This window comes from Pseudidiomarina andamanensis (assembly GCF_009734345.1).
Taxonomy (GTDB): Bacteria; Pseudomonadota; Gammaproteobacteria; order Enterobacterales; family Alteromonadaceae; genus Pseudidiomarina; species Pseudidiomarina andamanensis.
On sequence record NZ_CP032551.1, the window covers coordinates 744,899 to 763,770 of the forward strand.

Annotated in this window: 21 protein-coding genes; 5 read left to right on the plus strand and 16 right to left on the minus strand. The window is 47.6% G+C overall.

Features of this window, described 5'->3' with window-relative positions; translation table 11 throughout:
* Positions 1–199 precede the first annotated feature (199 nt).
* Positions 200–1,555, plus strand: a complete 1,356-nt coding sequence (locus D3795_RS03560) for a DUF1329 domain-containing protein (protein ID WP_156266306.1) — start codon at positions 200–202, stop codon at positions 1,553–1,555.
* Positions 1,556–1,626: 71 nt separating this feature from the next.
* On the opposite strand, the gene D3795_RS03565 is transcribed toward D3795_RS03560, so the two are convergent.
* From D3795_RS03565 to D3795_RS03580, 4 genes are read right to left on the minus strand one after another with little or no spacing between them, the layout of a single operon-like run.
* Positions 1,627–2,496 (minus strand): NAD(P)-dependent oxidoreductase, encoded by an 870-nt coding sequence (locus D3795_RS03565; RefSeq protein ID WP_156266308.1) that lies wholly within the window; start codon positions 2,494–2,496, stop codon positions 1,627–1,629.
* Entirely contained in the window at positions 2,493–3,413 is a 921-nt protein-coding gene (locus D3795_RS03570) for a diacylglycerol/lipid kinase family protein (protein ID WP_156266310.1), read from the minus strand. The genes D3795_RS03565 and D3795_RS03570 overlap by 4 nt, the downstream gene beginning before the upstream one ends.
* Complete coding sequence (locus D3795_RS03575) at positions 3,406–4,179, minus strand: methyltransferase domain-containing protein (RefSeq protein WP_156266312.1); 774 nt, start codon at positions 4,177–4,179, stop codon at positions 3,406–3,408. The genes D3795_RS03570 and D3795_RS03575 overlap by 8 nt, the downstream gene beginning before the upstream one ends.
* Positions 4,179–4,934: a Nif3-like dinuclear metal center hexameric protein gene (locus D3795_RS03580; protein ID WP_156266315.1), complete on the minus strand. Its 756-nt coding sequence runs from the start codon at positions 4,932–4,934 to the stop codon at positions 4,179–4,181. Before D3795_RS03580 ends, D3795_RS03575 begins: the two co-directional genes overlap by 1 nt.
* 146 nt (positions 4,935–5,080) lie before the next feature.
* Between D3795_RS03580 and D3795_RS03585 the strand changes: the two genes are divergently transcribed.
* Positions 5,081–5,494: a hypothetical protein gene (locus D3795_RS03585; protein ID WP_156266317.1), complete on the plus strand. Its 414-nt coding sequence runs from the start codon at positions 5,081–5,083 to the stop codon at positions 5,492–5,494.
* Between the two features lie 73 nt (positions 5,495–5,567).
* On the opposite strand, the gene D3795_RS03590 is transcribed toward D3795_RS03585, so the two are convergent.
* The 10 genes from D3795_RS03590 to D3795_RS03635 are packed head-to-tail and all read right to left on the minus strand — an operon-like array spanning position 5,568 to position 13,998.
* Positions 5,568–6,095: a DUF3833 domain-containing protein gene (locus D3795_RS03590; protein ID WP_156266319.1), complete on the minus strand. Its 528-nt coding sequence runs from the start codon at positions 6,093–6,095 to the stop codon at positions 5,568–5,570.
* Positions 6,095–6,637 (minus strand): chalcone isomerase family protein, encoded by a 543-nt coding sequence (locus D3795_RS03595; protein ID WP_156266321.1) that lies wholly within the window; start codon positions 6,635–6,637, stop codon positions 6,095–6,097. Before D3795_RS03595 ends, D3795_RS03590 begins: the two co-directional genes overlap by 1 nt.
* Positions 6,638–6,655: 18 nt before the next feature.
* Entirely contained in the window at positions 6,656–7,189 is a 534-nt protein-coding gene (locus D3795_RS03600) for a DUF2878 domain-containing protein (RefSeq protein WP_173020981.1), read from the minus strand.
* Positions 7,180–8,418, minus strand: coding sequence for an SAM-dependent methyltransferase (locus D3795_RS03605; protein WP_156266325.1), 1,239 nt, complete (start codon positions 8,416–8,418; stop codon positions 7,180–7,182). The genes D3795_RS03600 and D3795_RS03605 overlap by 10 nt, the downstream gene beginning before the upstream one ends.
* 12 nt (positions 8,419–8,430) lie before the next feature.
* Positions 8,431–9,180, minus strand: a complete 750-nt coding sequence (locus D3795_RS03610) for a DUF1365 domain-containing protein (protein ID WP_156266327.1) — start codon at positions 9,178–9,180, stop codon at positions 8,431–8,433.
* Positions 9,170–10,450 (minus strand): NAD(P)/FAD-dependent oxidoreductase, encoded by a 1,281-nt coding sequence (locus D3795_RS03615; protein ID WP_156266329.1) that lies wholly within the window; start codon positions 10,448–10,450, stop codon positions 9,170–9,172. The genes D3795_RS03610 and D3795_RS03615 overlap by 11 nt, the downstream gene beginning before the upstream one ends.
* Before the next feature lie 37 nt (positions 10,451–10,487).
* Positions 10,488–11,204: an SDR family NAD(P)-dependent oxidoreductase gene (locus tag D3795_RS03620; protein ID WP_156266331.1), complete on the minus strand. Its 717-nt coding sequence runs from the start codon at positions 11,202–11,204 to the stop codon at positions 10,488–10,490.
* Positions 11,201–11,638: a nuclear transport factor 2 family protein gene (locus D3795_RS03625; protein ID WP_156266333.1), complete on the minus strand. Its 438-nt coding sequence runs from the start codon at positions 11,636–11,638 to the stop codon at positions 11,201–11,203. The genes D3795_RS03620 and D3795_RS03625 overlap by 4 nt, the downstream gene beginning before the upstream one ends.
* A gap of 21 nt (positions 11,639–11,659) precedes the next feature.
* Positions 11,660–13,066 carry a deoxyribodipyrimidine photo-lyase gene (gene phrB / locus D3795_RS03630; protein WP_156266335.1) on the minus strand — a complete coding sequence of 469 codons (1,407 nt, stop codon included), beginning with the start codon at positions 13,064–13,066 and terminating at the stop codon, positions 11,660–11,662.
* Entirely contained in the window at positions 13,063–13,998 is a 936-nt protein-coding gene (locus D3795_RS03635) for a YbgA family protein (protein ID WP_156266337.1), read from the minus strand. Before D3795_RS03635 ends, phrB begins: the two co-directional genes overlap by 4 nt.
* 137 nt (positions 13,999–14,135) lie before the next feature.
* Here D3795_RS03635 and D3795_RS03640 point away from each other — a divergent pair, with 137 nt between their 5' ends.
* The 3 genes from D3795_RS03640 to D3795_RS03650 all read left to right on the plus strand — a co-directional run bounded on the left by D3795_RS03640 (position 14,136) and on the right by D3795_RS03650 (position 16,130).
* Entirely contained in the window at positions 14,136–14,759 is a 624-nt protein-coding gene (locus D3795_RS03640) for an LON peptidase substrate-binding domain-containing protein (RefSeq protein ID WP_156266339.1), read from the plus strand.
* 125 nt (positions 14,760–14,884) lie between these two features.
* Positions 14,885–15,466 (plus strand): sigma-70 family RNA polymerase sigma factor, encoded by a 582-nt coding sequence (locus D3795_RS03645; RefSeq protein ID WP_233340201.1) that lies wholly within the window; start codon positions 14,885–14,887, stop codon positions 15,464–15,466.
* Positions 15,459–16,130, plus strand: coding sequence for a ChrR family anti-sigma-E factor (locus D3795_RS03650; RefSeq protein WP_156266343.1), 672 nt, complete (start codon positions 15,459–15,461; stop codon positions 16,128–16,130). Before D3795_RS03645 ends, D3795_RS03650 begins: the two co-directional genes overlap by 8 nt.
* A gap of 55 nt (positions 16,131–16,185) precedes the next feature.
* Here D3795_RS03650 and D3795_RS03655 read toward each other — a convergent pair whose 3' ends face one another.
* The gene (locus tag D3795_RS03655) at positions 16,186–16,476 is read right to left on the minus strand and encodes an integration host factor subunit alpha (RefSeq protein ID WP_156266345.1); all 291 of its coding nucleotides are present in this window, start codon (positions 16,474–16,476) and stop codon (positions 16,186–16,188) included.
* 3 nt (positions 16,477–16,479) lie between these two features.
* Positions 16,480–18,867, minus strand: a complete 2,388-nt coding sequence (pheT, locus tag D3795_RS03660) for a phenylalanine--tRNA ligase subunit beta (protein ID WP_156266347.1) — start codon at positions 18,865–18,867, stop codon at positions 16,480–16,482.
* Positions 18,868–18,872: the final 5 nt, after the last annotated feature.

An 18,872-nucleotide genomic window follows, 5' to 3' on the forward strand; every position in this document is an offset into this window, starting at 1 on the left:
TCTTATATCTTGTTAAATAGTTGCAAATTTCCAATTCGCGATACATGCTATGGAAAAATAACTAGAGGTCAAACCAGCTGATACCTTACAACGAACACTGTTTTAACGCTAGTATCAGTTGGCCATTTAATTTTGTTAAGTTTTGATGTAGCTTTATTGCGGTAAAGCAAGCATATCAAGAACAACAAGGAAAAGCACAATGAATAAAATGATGCTAAAAGCCGGTATTTTTGCGCTATCTGTTGTGTCCGCTACGGTCATGGCAAAAGTTAGCCCAGAAGAAGCCGCGCGTTTGGGGAACGATTTAACGCCAGTAGGTGCTGTTAAAGCAGCCAACGCTGACGGTTCTATTCCAGCATGGACAGGCGGTTACAGCAAGCAAGCTGATGGTGAAGCGCCAGAGCGCCCTGCCGATCCGTTTGCAGATGAGCAACCACTGTACACCATCACAGCTGAAAACGTCGCCCAATACAAAGACTTGCTTTCAGCTGGTCAAATGGCCATGTTTGACAAGTATCCTGACTACAAAATGCACGTTTATCCAACGCACCGTACAGCGGCGTATCCGCAAAGTGTTTATGATGCCATAGCGAAAAATGCTGCCAATGCAGAGTTGGTTGCTGGCGGTAACGGTCTAGCAAATTTCGATAAGCACGTGCCATTCCCAATTCCTGCTAATGGTCTTGAGATTATCTGGAACCACATCACCCGCTACCGCGGCGGTGCTGTTCAGCGTTTAGTAAACCAGTTCCCAGTTCTTGAGAACGGTGATTTTGTTCCGGTATTGCTACGCGAATCACTGGTCTTCCCTGAGTACTTGAAGACGGGCCGTGAAGCTGACGATGACAACGTTCTGTTCTATTTCTTACAAGAAGTTCTGGCACCAGCTCGTATGACCGGTACCGTACTGCTTGTACACGAAACAATTGACCAGGTAAAAGAATCACGCCGCGCATGGTTATACAACGCTGGTCAGCGTCGTGTTCGTAAAGCGCCATCGGTTGCTTATGACGGTCCAGGTACCGCATCTGACGGCTTACGTACCTCTGACGGCCTTGATATGTTCAACGGTGCTCCAGATAAATACAACTGGGAACTTGTTGGCAAGAAAGAAATGCTCATTCCATACAACAACTACAAGTTGATGGACACCAGCTTGTCATATGATGACATCATCGGCCCAGGCCACATGAACCAAGACTACGTGCGTTACGAGAAGCACCGTGTTTGGGAAGTGAAAGGCACCTTGAAAGACGGCGAGCGTCACATTTACGCAACGCGTCACATGTTTATCGATGAAGATACGTGGACTGCGTCAGTCATTGACCATTATGACGGTCGTGGCGAGTTATGGCGTGTAGCCGAAGCATATAATACTCAGTTCTACTACCACGATACCCCGTGGATGGCAGCTGAAGCATTGTATGACTTGAACTCAGGTCGATATATTTTGCTTGGTCTGGCGAACGAAGAAAGTGAATACATGAACTTCGATATCGAGCCAGTACGTGGCGACTTCTCTACCGGCGCACTTCGTCGTATGGGTATTCGCTAAATAGCGCTTAAGCCTCAGGCTTAAAGAAAACCCCAGCTAGTGGCTGGGGTTTTTTATTGGTTGGAATAAAACTACTTTTCTAAACGTGCCAATAAACTCGACGTATCCCAACGCGAGCCACCCATTTTTTGTACTTCGGCGTAAAACTGATCAACGAGTGCAGTCAGTGGCATGCTTAAACCTTGACGCTCAGCTTCGCTCAGCGCAATTTTCAAATCTTTGCGCATCCAATCAACCGCGAAGCCATGCTCATAATGTTGTTCCCACATGGTTTTATAACGGTTTTTCATTTGCCACGAACCAGCAGCGCCCTGGCTAATCGCGTTAATTAAGGTGTCTGGGTCTAAACCGACTTTACGCGCGAGCTGTAAGCCTTCTGATAAGCCTTGAACCACGCCAGCAATACAAATCTGATTCACCATTTTGGCTAACTGACCGTGACCTGCTGGCCCCATATATTCACGGGTTTTGGCGTAACATGTTAGCGCTTGTTCAGCACGATCAAATGCTTCTTTATCACCACCAATCATGGCCGTTAAAACGCCGTTCTCGGCGCCCTGCTGCCCACCAGAAACCGGTGCATCTAAAAAACCAATTCCGCGTTCATGGCATGCCTGCGCGAGCTCTTTGGCAAGCTCCGCTGAAGCGGTGGTGTGATCAATCAGTACACTGCCTGATTTCATCGTCGCCAACACGCCGTCATCACCGTAAACTACGCTGCGAACATCGTCATCGTTGCCAACGCATATCATCACAAATTCAGCACCTTCTGCGGCCGCTGCTGGCGTCTCGGCAAATTCACCGTGATAGGCTTGCGCCCACTTCTGCGCCTTCGCGGTGGTGCGATTATAAACCTTGGTGGTAAAGCCGCCTTGTTGCAGGTGTCCCGCCATCGGATAGCCCATTACGCCTAAACCAATAAATGCACAGCTGGTATTCATGAATTCTCCCCTTTCGTTTTCTTTAAATCAGGTACAGACACCAAAATCGTTGTCGATGAAACAGTTACGGTTGCAGGACCGTGAAAGTAAATATCGCCATCAAGCTCAAGCGCGTGCTCAGAATCGCCAATTTGAAATTGCTTACCACGTTCGAACTCAATTGCCGCTGTGGTTTCGATACGACCTTTTAGAACGTTTAATAGCGCCTTAGTTTGACGCCAGCGTGGCATTTTGGGAACACGAATGCGCGCTAGCATTGCGTCGGTTCTATCGGCATGTGGATGCACCAAAAAACCGCCGCCAATATAACGCCCTAACGCCACGAACTGACCGTCATCCCAATACTTACCTCGGCGTATGCGCGAACGACTTGTCATGGAGCCAAACAAGTAACGCGCTAGCGCAATCAGGTAACTTAAGCGTCCTGCACTTTGCTTTAGCCAATGTTGCTGTAGGCGCATGAGATCAACGCTTAAGCCGGTTCCTACGTGGTTGACGAAATAGCGGCTCAGGCCTTCTGATTGCACATGGCAGACAGCTTCAGTCAGCGTTGTGATATTCGCATTCATGCGCCAATTCCAGCGCTTTAAGCCGTGATCACGCGCAAAATCATTACCAGTACCAACCGGTATGACAGTCATTGCGACCTGCGCCTGAAGGTTAGCTTGTATCAACGCATTCACCACAATATTGATACTGCCATCACCACCGATGACCACGCATTCGTGAGCACCCTCGCACACCTGAATCAGTTGTGTTTGATCGCGCACTGAACTGGCTGAACTAGGTAATAACGTTACGTCAGCAACTGCATTTTCAAAAAATAGCTGATAGCGGCCTGCTAATCGCCGCGCCCGCCCACTAAGCTGGTTGTAGTAAATAACAACCCTGCGATTAGGTAAATGGCGTTCAGGCATGTTCAATTTGCCAATGCAGATAACGGCCTATATCAACGAACGGCGTTTGTTGGTTATATCGAAGCTCGAGGGCGAGCAACTCATCGAAGCGTTTTTGATCATCGCGATTCCGCAAATAATCATGAAAACAGCGTACGCCAGTTCGTTGTGTTACTTTTAATCGCAAATTCTTAAGCCATTCGCGCATGTCACTTGGGTTGATTGGTTGTTGTGGACTCATGCGCACCGTCTTTTTCACAGTCAAGTCAGCTTGTACATAATCGAAGTTACCAAAGATGATATTCGCAAGAATCTTGGCATCGCGATTATAAAACATTAGCGATAAGCGCCCGTTGGCATTCATTAATTGCTTCAAAGTAACAAGCGCTTGCTGCGGGTCAACCAACCACTCCAATACCGCATGGCAAAACACAATGTCATAACTCTGTTGCAGCAACTCAGGTAATTCCTGTAACGGCGCCACGTGATAGGTATATTGCTGCGCTAACCCATGCTCTGCATGAAGTGTCTGGGCTTCACCGACTATCTCGGCTGAAATATCCGTATGCGTGACGTCACAACCTGCTTGTGCAAATAGCATCGAGAGTTGACCCAAACCACCGCCGACATCCAGAATCCGCAATTTCTTGGCATCATTTGGTTCGGGTAGCCACGTTTGCAGGTCACGCTCAAGCACAGCCAAGCGCAACTTACCTTTATTCGTCGCGTAAATGTTACGCGAGAACTTTTGCGTGATGCCCTCAAAACTTTGATCGCGTTTGGCCATTACGCAGGGTTCTCAATATCAATAAACACATGCTCAAGACTAAATTTTTCAGCCAAATGTTCACCCAGTGCACGAATGCCATAACGCTCTGTTGCATGATGCCCTGCAGCGAAATAAGCCAAACCTTGTTCTTGCGCACTGTGCGTCGTCTGCTCTGAAATTTCGCCACTTAAAAATGCGTCAAAACCAGCCGCTGCTGCATGATCAATATACCCCTGTCCACCACCGGTACACCAAGCAATGCGAGAAATCGGTTGGTCGCTGTCAATTCGTACGGTTAACGGACGCTTTAAACAACGACCGATATGCTCACCCAGCGCTTCAGAGGTCATTGGCTGCGGCAACGTACAGCCCATCACCACGCCTTCGGGGTCAACGCTCATCAAAGGCTGAGGCTGCGGCCAGCCAAATAACTGTGCCAATTGCGCGTTATTACCAAACTGTGGATGTACATCAAGCGGCAAATGATAACCAAACAGGTTGATATCGGCTTGCAATAAGGCCTGAATACGACGCTTCTTCATGCCAGTGATTACTGCTGGCTCACTTTTCCAAAAATAGCCATGGTGTACCAAGATTGTATCGGCGCCCTGCTCTATAGCGGCATCAATCAGCGCTTGGCTAGCCGTTACGCCGGTCACAATTTTGCGGATGTGTTGGCGACCTTCAATTTGTAATCCATTCGGACAATAATCGCGAATGCGGTCAATTTGTAATAATTCGCTGAGATAATTTTGAAGCTCGGAACGTTGCACAATGTCCTCGTTTCTACTGAAAATTTGATGATATTGTGTGTTTTTAGCATATATTTAGGACAATTAAGTCAGACATTAGACAATATGCTGAAAAAACGGTATAAAAATGAAACACACACACATTATAAAGCTATAGGATAGTATCCATGAGCAAACTTGATAAAGACCAAGTGCTTGCTGATTTTACTGCAGCATACCAGCAAGCTCACGGTAAAAAACCAAAAATTGAAGCAAAAGGCGGCTGGTACAGCGTCGACGGCGGTAAAAATGTGCGTCTTGCACAACTTGCCGAAGAAGCAGAAAGCTTAGCTGGTGGCGCATCGAAAAAGCCAGCGGCTAAAGCTGAGAAAAAGACTGAGAAAAAAGCTGAGCCAGCGAAAAAAGCCGCTCCAGCTAAAAAGTCAGCAGCGAAAGCCCCAGCCAAAGCAGCAGCGAAGTCTGATGCAAAAGGCGCCAAAGTGGCAAAATCTGCGAAAGGCGGTTTAACGGCGAAAGAATTATGGCGCCAACGTCTTGAGCAAGACAGCAGCTTGTCACGCCTGCCTCGCGGTTACGATTAATCGCTCAAGCTTACAAAAAAAGGGACGCTATCGTCCCTTTTTTAATACTTATCTTTTACAGCTTTTTAAGCCTTTATTTCTTACCGATATAAAGCGTGATCTCGCCAACAGGCAAACCGAACTTATACATCTGCGTGCGGTTGATCATGTTGTCTTCATCAACCAAATATAACCAATCATCAAGCTGCACTGAAAAAGGCTCGCCATCACGCTCAATAATCAGCGTGTAACTCCAATTTAAGACGTTACCTGCGGTTGTGCCCTCGGCGACACCTTTCACATCACTAGCGCGGCCTTCATAGCTATTTTCGCCCGTTTTTGTAATGTACCAAATGCGCTCTTGCTCACTGCCGTCGGCATAATAGAATTGTTCGTCAAGAACCCCTTCGTTGCCGTTCCACGTGCCTTTTAAATCGGCACGAAAGCGTTGAATCACCTTACCGCTATAATCTTGCACCATACCGTAAGCAACTAACTCGCCGTTAAAGAACTCTTCAAGTTTTAACTGCGGTTGCTCACCCTGGTAATCTTCAATATTGGCCGAACAACCAATCAGAAAACTCAGTGCACTCGCTGCCACTAACATCTTTAAAAATTTCATTATTGAACTCCTATCAATTCGTTGCGTGCGTCCTTAAAGCGAGAATTTTCATCAAGCCAAATCGCGAGGAAATCTTCGGTAAATTGCGCTGATTGAATCTCTCCAATCTCGCCTGATGGGCCAAAAAATTTAGCGTAACCCTGCTCGGTCTCTAGCAAAGTAATGCAATCGCCCTCTTGTACGTTCGGCCACATTTGACGCAATTCACTCAGCCATTGTTGGTGGTCAGCACTAATAGTAATGCCCAGCCGTTCCCATTCTTCAGCGGTGGTATCAACGAGATCTTTTGCCTTGATATCGCGTAGATAACTCAACTGCAGTGCACGTTGTTCGGCGCTGTCGAGTGCGCCCGTATCGGTGCGTAGTTCGGCATCATAGACATCCCAAAACCAAACACTCAGACGAGTCTCGCCTACTTTTTGCAATGTTTCGAATTCATCAACCGTACATTGCGATGCCAGCGCAGAAGGACTAATGCCGCTTAAAACCAGTGCCGAAGAAACAACAAAGCCGTCACGTAAATAAGAGAATAATTTCGTCATGATGAACCTCCTCGTTGGTTAGCTCGCGGCTTTCACAAAGCGCGGCATTAACCAAGCAAATATCACCATATATACGGACCAAAGTGCCGCATAGATTACCCAGAGCTGCCATTCAGGCGCCAGCAGCTCGGCTGCACCTAAACGGATACCAATGGCATAGGTCAGCGGGCCGGAAGCTATCCCTAACAACGCAGCCCACAGCGGACGCCCGGCTAGCCCGCTCAACGTATTCATGAGCATGCCAACAAAGCCAAGCCAGAGCAGGATTAGCCATAACGGTAAAAACCCGCCAGTGAAAGTTAGAATACCAACACCAACGACTGTGCCTTCAAGCGCTAAACCCAATAACACCAAAATGATATAGAGAGACCAATTAAAATCGCTGCTACGAATGGCTAAAACAACCTGTAGTGCGACTAGAATAACGGTTGCAATTAACCAATCAGCACGACCGGCAACAGCACTAAGCCAGACTAAATCAAATAGAAATAGTCCAGCTAATTTAGGAAGCCAAGTACGAACAACTTGGCGCGATTTTTCATTTAACGACACTGTGGTTTGGTTGCCACAAGTTGCACCGCTGATACGGTACGCTCACGGAAACCACCTTCGCAATAGCACAGATAATAGTTCCACATACGACCAAAGCGTTCGTCGTAACCATGTTTCATCAATTCGGGATGCGCGTGGTTAAATTGCACACGCCAATCAGCCAAAGTCTGCGCGTAGTCATAGCCAATGTCATCAATATGACGAATCACCATGTCGGTTTGTTCAGTAAACATTTCTGCCATCATGGTTAATGACGGCAAAAACCCTCCCGGAAAGATATATTTCTGAATAAAATCAACCGAGTTGGCGTAACTTTTCATGCGCTGATCAGCAATCGTAATGGCCTGCAAAGCCATTTTGCCATTTGGTTTTAATAGCCGATTACAAGTTGTAAAGAAGGTTGGCATGTATTTACGACCAACGGCTTCAATCATTTCCACCGATACCAACTTGTCGTAAGTACCAGTAAGATCGCGGTAATCTTCTTTCAACAATGTAATCAAATGACCGAGACCTTCTCGCTCAACCAACGCTTTCGTATAACTATACTGTTCTTCTGAAATAGTCGTGGTTGTCACTTTACAGCCGTAGTTTTTTGCTGCAAAGACAGCTAGGCCGCCCCAGCCCGTGCCAATTTCAAGCAAATGATCGGCAGCTGTTAACTCAAGGCTGTCGCACAAGCGCTTCAATTTGTGCTGTTGCGCTTCAGCAAGAGTCGCATCTTCATGTGGATACACCGCACTTGAATACTGCAGCGCTGGGTCCAAAAATGCCTGATAGAGGTCGTTGCCTAAATCATAGTGCGCCGAAATATTCTCTTTTGCTTGGCGTTTACTGTTATTGCGGCGCCAATGCTGAAATTTTTGAATCGGCAATAAAATCCAGCTCAACTTGGCTTCTGCCGCATCAAGGGCCGGCAAATTCCGAGCGAATACCTGAATGACGTGGGTTAAATTAGGGGTTGTCCAGCTTTCGTCCATGAACAGCTCGGCAGCGCCAATACTGCCGCCAAATAGAAAGCGGCGATAGAAGCCCGGTTTCTGTATATCAATTTCGGCCTTTAATGTGCTTTTTTCAGAGCCAAAGCGGCCAACAATCTGACCACGCTCTTTCACCACCAAATAGCCTTCGGTTAACCGGCTAAGCAAGCTCAACACGGTCTTTCGTAATACTTTATCGATACTACCTAAATCGTTTTGCATAACCGTCAATGCATTCTCTTCGTACATTAGAACAAACCCTTATTTAGACTTATCGGTGTTGGGATGGGTGTACACTGGTGTACGCTTCAACCACAACCGCAATGCCTGCCAATAAATAGCGCTTACGGTACCCAACGTGTTTATGGGATATCTTAGTAATACGTTACGAATGGATTTCGAGTTCAATTCAACGCGCGTTAATTTTACTGTGGCACTGAAATCGCGCTTTTTTGCATGCACATCGAGATGCACCATAGCGTGGTGTTCCGGTGTCGGCTGAGGAGGAATAAGTTGCCAGTGGTAGCGCATATCTATTGGATTAAATGGTGATACATGAAAGGCTTTGTCGTGCACAAGCGCGGTCGACAAATCCAGCGCATAATAATGACGCTCGTTCCAAGGCGTATTGCTCACTTCAGCAAGCATATAACTGTAATCCGTTTGACATTCCGGTTGCACGAAATAACAATTCAGCGGGCTAAAATACAACCCAAACGTACGCACAGCGCCGAGAAAAAACACTCGGCCTTTGATTTCATGGCCGGTTAACTCAGCAAGTTTATCGCGCACGGCTTGCGCTAAATCACCTTGGCTACCACGTAAATAATCTTCGCGCTGAAACCGAAGCGGTGCAAAGCCCTTGGTTGAAAACCAGCGGCTTTGCGCAGCAACTTGCTCAAGCTCATCAAGAGCCAACCACCACTGCGCAATGCTATAACTAAATGCATGTTGCGTGGGGCGATAACGGGCATGATGCACGCGCCCCTTTAAAATCGCACTAGCTAACATCCCAGTCGATTCCTAAGCGTCTTGCCACATCAACCGCACTACGCACGCCATCTTCGTGGAAACCGTTATACCAGTAAGCGCCCGTAAAGTGACAATGGTGATGACCACAAATGCGGTCGCGTTGCTCCCGTGCTTGCATCGATGCCACGCTGTAAACCGGATGGGCGTAATAGTAAGTTCCCAGAATTTTCTCTGGATGAATAGCCGATGTGTTATTCAAGGTCACACAGAATACCTCCGGCGCATCAATGCGCTGTAAGATATTCATATTATAGCTCACCGAACTTGGGCGCGTGCGGGCATCGTCATCATTGTGTAATAAGTAGTTCCAACTCGCCCATGCACGTTTATTGCGCGGCAACAAACGCACGTCGGTATGCAATACCACTTCGTTCATTTGGTATGGAATATTACCGAGAACCTGTTGTTCAGCTTCTGTTGGCTGCGCTAACAAAGCGAGTGCTTCGTCGCTATGACAAGCAAATATCACCTCGTCAAAGTCTTGCTTATTTCCGTCCGCAAATTCGAGTGTGATAGCACCCTCACGCTCCGGTAGGTCTCGATGGACAGCGACAATATTGGCATTGAGCGTAATGTTGTCGGCAAACCCCGCCGTAAGCGGTTTTATGTAGGCGCTAGAACCACCAATAATGGTATGCCATTGTGGTCTGTCCGCCACGTTTAACAGGCCGTGGTTCGAGAAAAAGCGCAAAAAGAAACCGAGTGGAAACGCTTCCGCTTCTTCTAGGCTTGCGCTCCAAATTGCAGCAACCATCGGCAATAAATAGAGCTCACTCACTTCGTTGGAGATGTTTTGTTGCTTAAGAAACTCACCCAACGTAATTTCATCGAGGTTATCGCCATTTTCATAAGCCGCTTTAGCTGCTTTATTAAAGCGCAAAATGCCGTTAATCAATCGATAAAAACTCGGTGAAAACAAATTCTTGCGCTGTGCAAATAACGTATTGAGGTTGTGGCCGTTGTACTCTAATCCGGTTTCTGGGTCACGCACACTAAAACTCATTTCAGTATCTTGCCAAGCCACGTTTAGCTCTCGCATGAGTGCACGAAAATTCGGGTAGGTACGGTCATTAAAGACGATAAACCCTGTATCTACTGCATAATCTTTGCCATGCGCTTTAACTGGTACTGTGTGGGTGTGCCCACCAATATAATCATTCTTTTCAAACACTTGTACATCATGTTGCTTGTGCAACAAATAGGCTGATGTAAGGCCCGCAATACCTGAGCCGATAATGGCAATCTTCATGAAAGTACTTCTCCGTAAGGTAAGCCGTAACGACGACTTAAGCCATTCGCTTAGACAACGCCACCTGCCATGATTGCGGTAAGCGCGACATTAATTTTAAAAACCAACCAAACACAGTTGGAAAGGTAATATCCGTGGTTCCTTTACGAATTCCCTTACGGATTCGATCAGAGGCAAATTCAACTGATACTCGCATCGGCATCTCAAAATCATTCGCATCAGTCATTGGGGTTTCGACAAAGCCAGGAGATACCGTAAGAACTTGAATACCCTTCGGTTCGAGGTCAACTTGCAGACTTCGTGCAATGTATTGAATGGCTGCTTTGGAACCACCGTAGGCTTCGGCACGAGTAAACGGCAGCAAGCGCGCCGTACTGCCAACAAGCACAAGCTTGCTACCAGCTTTCATATTCGGTAGTAACGCCTCAACACAGCGCATCATGCCAAACACGTTCACTTCAAATACGCGCTCAAACATCGCAGCTTCGAAGCGGTCAATATCAACATATTCACACACTCCGGCCGATAGAATCACCACGTCAACGTCGGTATAAGCGGCAAGCGCTTGCTGGGTTTGATCGGCATCACTAACGTCTAAACGCTGTGCAGCAATATTGTCAGGGAAGCGTTGTTCTAACTCAGCGAGTACATCGGTATTACGTCCGCAGGCTATAACCGTGTGGCCTTCGCTCGCATAATCCATCGCAACTTGTTTGCCGATACCTGAGGTGGCGCCTGTAATCAGAATGTTCATGATGATTTCACCCGCGTTTTAATCTTATCAATCACATAGCCAATCACGGGAATGTGTTCATACAGCATCGCGCCAGCGTCGTAATAGTCGGTTTGCGATAAAATTTTATCGTTTTCAAGCTTCAAATGACTGGTACCCGGCACGACTATCTCACGCCCTTGCGCTAATTTCGGGTGCTTCAAGCGCATCTGCCACGTCACAAACACATCATCGCCCTGCCGCGCTCTATCTGCGAATGCAAAATGGCAATACTCGACGCCTTTGATGGTGTTTAAAAAGTAGGTTTTAAGATCGTCTATGCCCTGCACGTGATGAATTGGGTCAACAAAGGAAACGTCTTCACAATACAACGTATCAAGTGCAGCAATACTGTCTTCATTTAAGTCGTCATAGAGCCGTTCTAGCTGTTCAACGATATCTGCCACACTAGTCATGATTCCCCCGTCGTTCTGTGTTTATAAGGCCTTAAAAGCCGTTAAGAAACGCTCCCTTGCTTGCTTATGGTTCACAATAGGAGCCGGATAATCGTCGCGTCCACGTTGTTTTAACCATGCAGTTGGCGCATGAATCTGTTTGGCCGGACAATCTTTTAATTGTTTAACCCATTTACGAATATAGCTGCCGTCGGGATCAACTTTTTCGCTTTGTAACGTTGGGTTAAACACCCGAAAATACGGTGCTGCATCAGTACCGGTTGAAGCACTCCACTGCCAGCCGCCATTGTTCGCAGCAAAGCTACCATCAATAAGATGTTGCATGAAAAACCGCTCACCCCAACGCCAGTCGATCATCAGATCTTTCACTAAAAAATGCGCCACAATCATGCGCACGCGGTTATGCATCCAACCTTCAGCGGCGAGTTGACGCATACCGGCATCGACAATGGGATACCCGGTTTCACCGCGACACCACGCGTCAAATTCGGCTTCGTTATTACGCCATTGCATGGCATCGGTATGCTTCAAAAACGCCTTGCCATAACTTAAGCGTGGCACATGCTGCATTAAGTGCAAATAAAACTCGCGCCATATCAGCTCGTTTAACCAAGTATCGGCGCCCTTGTCCAACCCTGCTGGAAAATTCGGACTTTGCTGCGCCATCAAATGTATAGCTTGCCATGGTGATAAAATGCCAAGCTCCCAATACGGTGAAAGTCGCGACGTTGTGTCTAACCCTGGCATATCGCGCTCAGCCGCATAACCATCGACATTCTCGGCGAGATAACGGTGCAAGGCTTCGCGAGCGGCAGCTTCGCCAACGTCCCAGGCGCTCGAATCGCGCTGCGGATAATCAATTTCTGGAATGGTTGCCACCTGAACAGACTGGCGCTGCGGCAGCGCTGCAATCGACGGCAGCCCTTTTTCTGAAACGTATTCTCGCCATGCTTTCGCAAACGGCGTGAATTTCTGATACATACTCCCTGCTTGCGTGGTAATAACTGGCGGCACCACTAAGCTGCCGTGGTGTTGGTGCACTGCAATGTCGTGGTCTTCCAGCACCGCTTTCACGGCAAGATCACGGCGCTGTTCATGTACAGGATATTCAGCATTAAAATGAAGCTCAGTAAGCTCATGTTCCTGCGAAAAACGTTTCACCGCTTTCGCCGCGTTTGCCCACGAATCAATCACCTCTATCGACAAGGCAATACCATGCTCCGCTGCGTCCTTTACGAACTCATGCAAGTGTCGACGCAGCAAGTCCCACTTTATCGGCGCCCAATCATGCTCGCGCATTTGCTCAGGGCACAACAGTAACAGCGCAGGAATCGCACGTTCGGTGCTATTCACCTCACTGGCTGCGGCCACCGCTGGGTTAGCAGCCAAGCGTACATCACCACGAAACCACACCCCGGCGTAACTCATAGTGCGTACCTCAATTTCAAATCAGCCGGATACGGATTTAAGTACCGTTGCCCCTGCAAATAATCATTCGGATATTCGCGCAGATAGTGCCGTAACAACGTCAGCGGCACTAATAGCGGCTGTATACCGTCGTGATAATCCATAATTAACGTACTGAGTTCAGCTTTCTGATCTTTGCTAAGATGCTGACCGAAATAGCCCTGAATATGCTGCAAAACGTTGGTGTGATTAGCTCGTGTCGCCGGCTTACCTAATGCGGCCATAATTGCTTCAATATATTGTTTGGCAAAATCTGCATCGATGTCTTGCTGGTCAGCCACCAAACGCCCTAAACGACGATACTCGGCCTGGTTGTGCGCTAATAACAACAGCTTCAGTTCGGTATGAAAGTTCAACAAATCAGCTTTGCGCAGCGGTTGTGGTAATTGTTGCCACGCATGATATACAAACACGCGCATCACGAAGTTCTCACGCAATGGTGCATCATTTAAGCGGCCATCTTCTTCCAACGGCAGCGCCGGATGCAATTCGCGCAAACGCTTTACAAAAATGCCTTCAGCCTCTTTGCGCGCATAGCCAGTGTCTGGGTCATAAAGTTTCACTCGTTCCATGCCACAACTCGGTGATTTGGCACACAAAACATAGCCACTCAACTGCTTCAAATGCGGCTGCGCTTTATCAGCGAAGTGACTGAGCCTATCGGTTACATCGTCACCTGTTTTCGGAACCACGGCACGCACACCGTGGGCGTGTTGTTCTAAACGAATGGTAGGACGCGGCACAGGCATACCAATACCAACTTCTGGGCACAACTTAACGAACTCAACATGGCGTTGCAGTTCATTCGCGCAAAAATCAGATTTCTTATGGCCACCATCAAACCGTACTTGATCGCCTAGTAAGCAGGCACTGATACCAACTTTTATTGTCACCGTGACACTCCTTGGTTGTGACTTTCATTCTAGCCTGACGAAAATTACGAAAAATAGCTACAAAAGTTCACCAGAATTAATCCAAAACAAAAATCCATGCGTAATTGCGTTAACTGTCATCTAAGAGGTTAGCAATAATGACGCAAGCGCAACAAACAATGCCTTTATTTCCGTTGTCGGGGCACGTGTTACCGGGTGGTACCATGCGACTGCGCATATTTGAGCCACGCTATATTCGCATGGTCAAAGAAGCTTGTAATGGTGCATCGTGCCGACCTATTGGTATGTGCATGTTGAATGAAAATGGTGATCGCGACTTAAATACGCACATTCACCCTATTGGTACCGCTGCGACTATTATCGATTTCGAACAGCTACCTGACGGTTTATTAGGTATCACAGTTGCCGGACAGTATCTGTTTCGAATTTCAGATATTGAAGAACAAGAAGATGGACTTCGCGTAGGCCATACCGATGACGTGCCAGCCTGGCCAACCCAGAAGCTAACATTAGCTGATAATTTTTTAGCTGAGCAACTTGTAGAAATTTACAATACTTACCCTGAGCTTGCCGTTGCGCATGACGACGCCCAGCTTAAGCAGGCTGATTGGGTGTGTTTACGTTGGCTAGAGCTGATACCTGTCAGTGCGCAAACCAAGCAAGAATTGCTTCAAGCACCAACCGCTGATGCCGCATTAACGTTCTTGCGTGACCTTGTCGCTGAGAGTGAACAACAAAACGAACAACAAGCCGCAGGATAAATTTTGCTCGCGGGCGTGATCCAACCGCAAAATAACTGCGTAAAACACAGACAATATGTTGAATATCCTGGTGGGTATAAACTACTATGCAGACAGCAACTCATAGAATAACGAAACGGAACACTATGTCTTCTGCGCAGCCGGATAACCCCGAGCACGCTGCCGAATTACTTGCGAAGATAGCTGCAGAGCAATCACGAGCCGCATTTAGCGAATTATTTCGCTATTTTGCGCCGCGTTTGCAAGCGTACGCTACCCGCCAATTTGGTAACGAGCAAACCGCCATGGATTTGGTTCAGGAAACCATGACCAACGTTTGGCACAAAGCCCACTTGTTCAAACCTGACCGAGGCTCAGCGGCTACTTGGATATTTACCATTGCACGTAACATTCGCTTCGATTTGTTACGTAAAAATAAGCATCGCCAAAACGATTTGAGTGCAGACGATTTGTGGCCTGTATTAGCCGAAACAAACGACTCACTTGATGATGATTATGCACTCGACAATGATTTACTTATGCAGCAACTCGCTGTGTATTGTGAGCAATTACCGAAAGCACAACGGACAGTGATTGAGCTTATTTATATTGAGGGTAAATCGCAGCAAGAAGTTGCTGATGCCCTTGAAATTCCGTTGGGTACGGTGAAATCGCGCACCCGTTTAGCATTACAGAAATTGAAAGAGTTGATACAGCACGATGATTAAATTCCACCCTTCAGAACAGCACTTGGTTCTATATACCGCTGGCGAACTCAGCCCTGCCATGTTGATGATGGTTGGAACCCACGTGGATATGTGTCCGAAATGCCAAGCGCATGTGCAAGACATTGAACAGCACATGGCAGCGAAGCTATTTGGTGAAACTGAAACGGCAAACATTGTTCACGGGTTCGATGAGCAAGCTATGTTGCAAAGCATTTTCAGTTCTCAGTCACCTGCAGGATCTGCTGCGCCGGCTGCTAACGATAGTCTCTTTTTAGAAGGTCAGCGTTTTGCCCTACCACCAACGTTAGCACGTAATTCGCATCGTATTGGTGAGTGGAGTCGTTTGCCGGGTAAACTTTGGCGTGCGCCGGTACGTGTCGGTGGCGAAGAGATGCTGAACTTCATTTACATGGGTGAACGTGCATCGTTACCGGAGCATACGCACAAAGGCAACGAAGCAACCTTGGTGGTGAATGGCGTGTTTAACGATGAGCACAATGAATATCGTGATGGCGACTTTATGTTGCTTGATGATCATCATAAGCATTCACCAGCCACGCAAGATCATGACTGCTTGACCATTGCGGCGCTTGAAGGCCCGCTGCATTTCACAACCGGTTTAAGCCGACTGTTGAACCCTTTCAGTAGTTTGTTCTTCAAATAGAACGCGTAGATACAAAAAGGCCGCTTCGTTAGCGGCCTTTTTTATTGCTTAGCGTTTACTTTTTCGCAGTGCTGACGCGTTGTTTCAGCTTCTGACCAGGACGGAATGTTACCACCCGTCGCGCAGAAATAGGAATATCTTCACCGGTTTTCGGGTTCCGTCCCGGTCGTTGGTTTTTCGTGCGAAGTTCGAAATTACCGAAGCCCGATAATTTCACTTCCTCACCGCTTTCCAACGCACGTCTAATTTCCTCAAAGAAGTTCTCGACCAGATCTTTTGCATCACTTTTGTTCAAACCAAATTTCTCAAACAAATGCTCAGCCATTTCTGCTTTGGTCAGCGCCATAGCTTACTCCCTTAGGGTTGCCCCGAATTCAGATGTTAGCATCTCCACAACCGTCTTCACGGCTGCATTGATTTCATTGTCTTCAAGAGTGCGCTCAGGATGCTGCAATGTCAACGACAGTGCTAAACTGCGATGACCTTCAGCTACCCCAGCCCCTTGATATACATCGAATAAGTTTAGGTCAACTAAATGATTTACGCCAATATTTTCAATTGCTGCGAAAATTTCTCCAGCGGCAACCGAGTCGTTCACCACAATCGCGAGATCACGACGAATTGATGGATACTTCGAAATTGGCTGCGCCTGCGGAACAGTTCGCTTAGCAATCGCATTGAGTTCAAGTTCAAACACGAAGGTACGGCCATTTAGGCCAAGCTTCTTCTCGAATTGGGGATGCACTGCGCCCACGTACCCGACACGTTTCTCGCCACGGAAAATTGCAGCTGATTGGCCTGGGTGCAAGGCTGGGTGTTGATCCGCAACAAAACGGAACTCATGCGCGGCGCCAGTTAATGCAAGCAATGCCTCAACATCACCTTTGATATCGTAAAAATCAACCGCACGCTCACCATCGCTCCAGTGTTCCGGATAAGCTTTACCTGCACGAACACCCGCAATCATCGGCTGCTGTACCACGCCATTCTCAGCTTTCTCATCAGGCAAGAATCGCAAACCGGTTTCACAGAATGCTAAGCTTTGTTGTTGACGTTTTTGGTTGTGTGCCACTGCACCAATCAAACCCGGCCATAAGCTGACGCGCATGGAAGACATCTCAACCGAAATTGGGAACGGCAATGTTAACGCAGCCGTTTCATCAAACAACATGGCTTGATGTTTCGGGTCAACAAAGCTGTAGGTAATCGCTTCTTGATACCCACGATCAATTAACGTGCGCTTCATGCCACCTGCGCTAAGCTGCGCTTCTTGGCGTGGAATCATACGCAGTTGCGCTGCTGGTGCCGCCGCTTGAATACGGTGATACCCATAAATACGAGCAACTTCTTCAATCAAATCTTCTTCAATGCTGATATCGAAACGGAAAGTCGGTACTGTCACATTCCAACCAGAATCTGTGGTGATCACCACAAATCCTAGACGTTTCAGAATTTCAGTCACTTCTTCAGTGGCAATACGAATACCAAGCACGCGCTCTAAACGCTCAGCACGCAAGGTGACATGCGCAGCTTCTGGCAAATGCTCAACACTGACGGCCTCAACAATTGGGCCAGCTTCGCCGCCACAAATCTCGAGTAATAATGCTGTCGCACGTTCCATGGCGGTACGTTGCAATTCAGGGTCAACACCACGCTCGTAACGGTGTGATGCGTCAGTATGCAAGCCGAAGCGGCGGGCACGGCCAGCAATCGCATCAGGGCTGAAGAAAGCACTCTCTAGGAACACGTTTTTCGTGGTTTCAGTCACACCACTACCTTCGCCACCGAAAATACCAGCCATGGCGAGCGGTTTTTGTTCATCAGCAATCACGAGTACGTCGTTTTGTAGGGTGACTTCGTTACCATCAAGTAACGTCAGTTTTTCTTCTGCCTTCGCCATACGCACATGCACAGCGCCTTCTAACTTGTCGTTATCAAAGGCATGCATAGGGTGACCGAGTTCTAACAATACGTAGTTGGTAATATCAACAACTGGGTCAATGCTACGAATACCACTACGACGCAAGCGTTCTTGCAACCACAACGGTGAGCTCGCGCTGACGTTCACGTTACGAACCACACGGCCTAAATAACGCGGACACGCCGCAGGTGCATCAAGCACTACCGCACGCTCTTCGTCATGAGCTGCAGGCACAGACTTAATTTCTGGCTCAGTCACTTCCAAACGGTTTAATACGCCCACTTCACGCGCGATACCACGCAAACCTAAGCAATCAGCACGGTTTGGGGTTAAATCAACGTCCAAAACCACATCATTGAGGTCTAAATACTCACGATAATCCATGCCTACCGGCGCATCTAACGGCAATTCAATAATGCCGTCGTGATCATCACTTAAACCTAACTCTGAGCTTGAACAAAGCATACCGTGTGACGGTTGGCCACGCAGTTTCGCTTTTTTAATTTTGAAGTCAACTGGCAATACCGCACCAACAGTTGCCACAGCAACTTTCAGGCCTAGGCGGCAGTTTGGCGCGCCACAGACAATTGTCGCCAACTCATCAGCGCCAACATTCACTTCGGTCACTTGTAACTTATCGGCGTCTGGGTGTTGCCAGCATTTCACAACTTCACCAACAACCACACCAGAAAACACTTCAGCCACTGGCTCAATGCCGTCCACTTCGAGACCGGCCATGCTTAATTGTTCAGATAACGCCACGCTATCTAGCGCAGGATTCACCCAGGTACGTAACCACTGTTCACTAAATTTCATCTGCT

Coding starts and splice junctions, on each gene's coding strand:
- D3795_RS03590 (WP_156266319.1), bottom strand. CDS start 6,095: ATGAAATTTTTAAAGATGTTAGTGGCAGCGAGTGCACTGAGTTTTCTG.
- D3795_RS03575 (WP_156266312.1), bottom strand. CDS start 4,179: ATGGCCAAACGCGATCAAAGTTTTGAGGGCATCACGCAAAAGTTCTCG.
- D3795_RS03650 (WP_156266343.1), top strand. CDS start 15,459: ATGATTAAATTCCACCCTTCAGAACAGCACTTGGTTCTATATACCGCT.
- D3795_RS03615 (WP_156266329.1), bottom strand. CDS start 10,450: ATGAAGATTGCCATTATCGGCTCAGGTATTGCGGGCCTTACATCAGCC.
- D3795_RS03605 (WP_156266325.1), bottom strand. CDS start 8,418: ATGTACGAAGAGAATGCATTGACGGTTATGCAAAACGATTTAGGTAGT.
- D3795_RS03620 (WP_156266331.1), bottom strand. CDS start 11,204: ATGAACATTCTGATTACAGGCGCCACCTCAGGTATCGGCAAACAAGTT.
- D3795_RS03565 (WP_156266308.1), bottom strand. CDS start 2,496: ATGAATACCAGCTGTGCATTTATTGGTTTAGGCGTAATGGGCTATCCG.
- D3795_RS03595 (WP_156266321.1), bottom strand. CDS start 6,637: ATGACGAAATTATTCTCTTATTTACGTGACGGCTTTGTTGTTTCTTCG.
- D3795_RS03610 (WP_156266327.1), bottom strand. CDS start 9,180: ATGTTAGCTAGTGCGATTTTAAAGGGGCGCGTGCATCATGCCCGTTAT.
- D3795_RS03560 (WP_156266306.1), top strand. CDS start 200: ATGAATAAAATGATGCTAAAAGCCGGTATTTTTGCGCTATCTGTTGTG.
- D3795_RS03645 (WP_233340201.1), top strand. CDS start 14,885: ATGTCTTCTGCGCAGCCGGATAACCCCGAGCACGCTGCCGAATTACTT.
- D3795_RS03570 (WP_156266310.1), bottom strand. CDS start 3,413: ATGCCTGAACGCCATTTACCTAATCGCAGGGTTGTTATTTACTACAAC.
- D3795_RS03640 (WP_156266339.1), top strand. CDS start 14,136: ATGACGCAAGCGCAACAAACAATGCCTTTATTTCCGTTGTCGGGGCAC.
- pheT (WP_156266347.1), bottom strand. CDS start 18,867: ATGAAATTTAGTGAACAGTGGTTACGTACCTGGGTGAATCCTGCGCTA.
- D3795_RS03585 (WP_156266317.1), top strand. CDS start 5,081: ATGAGCAAACTTGATAAAGACCAAGTGCTTGCTGATTTTACTGCAGCA.
- D3795_RS03625 (WP_156266333.1), bottom strand. CDS start 11,638: ATGACTAGTGTGGCAGATATCGTTGAACAGCTAGAACGGCTCTATGAC.
- D3795_RS03655 (WP_156266345.1), bottom strand. CDS start 16,476: ATGGCGCTGACCAAAGCAGAAATGGCTGAGCATTTGTTTGAGAAATTT.
- phrB (WP_156266335.1), bottom strand. CDS start 13,066: ATGAGTTACGCCGGGGTGTGGTTTCGTGGTGATGTACGCTTGGCTGCT.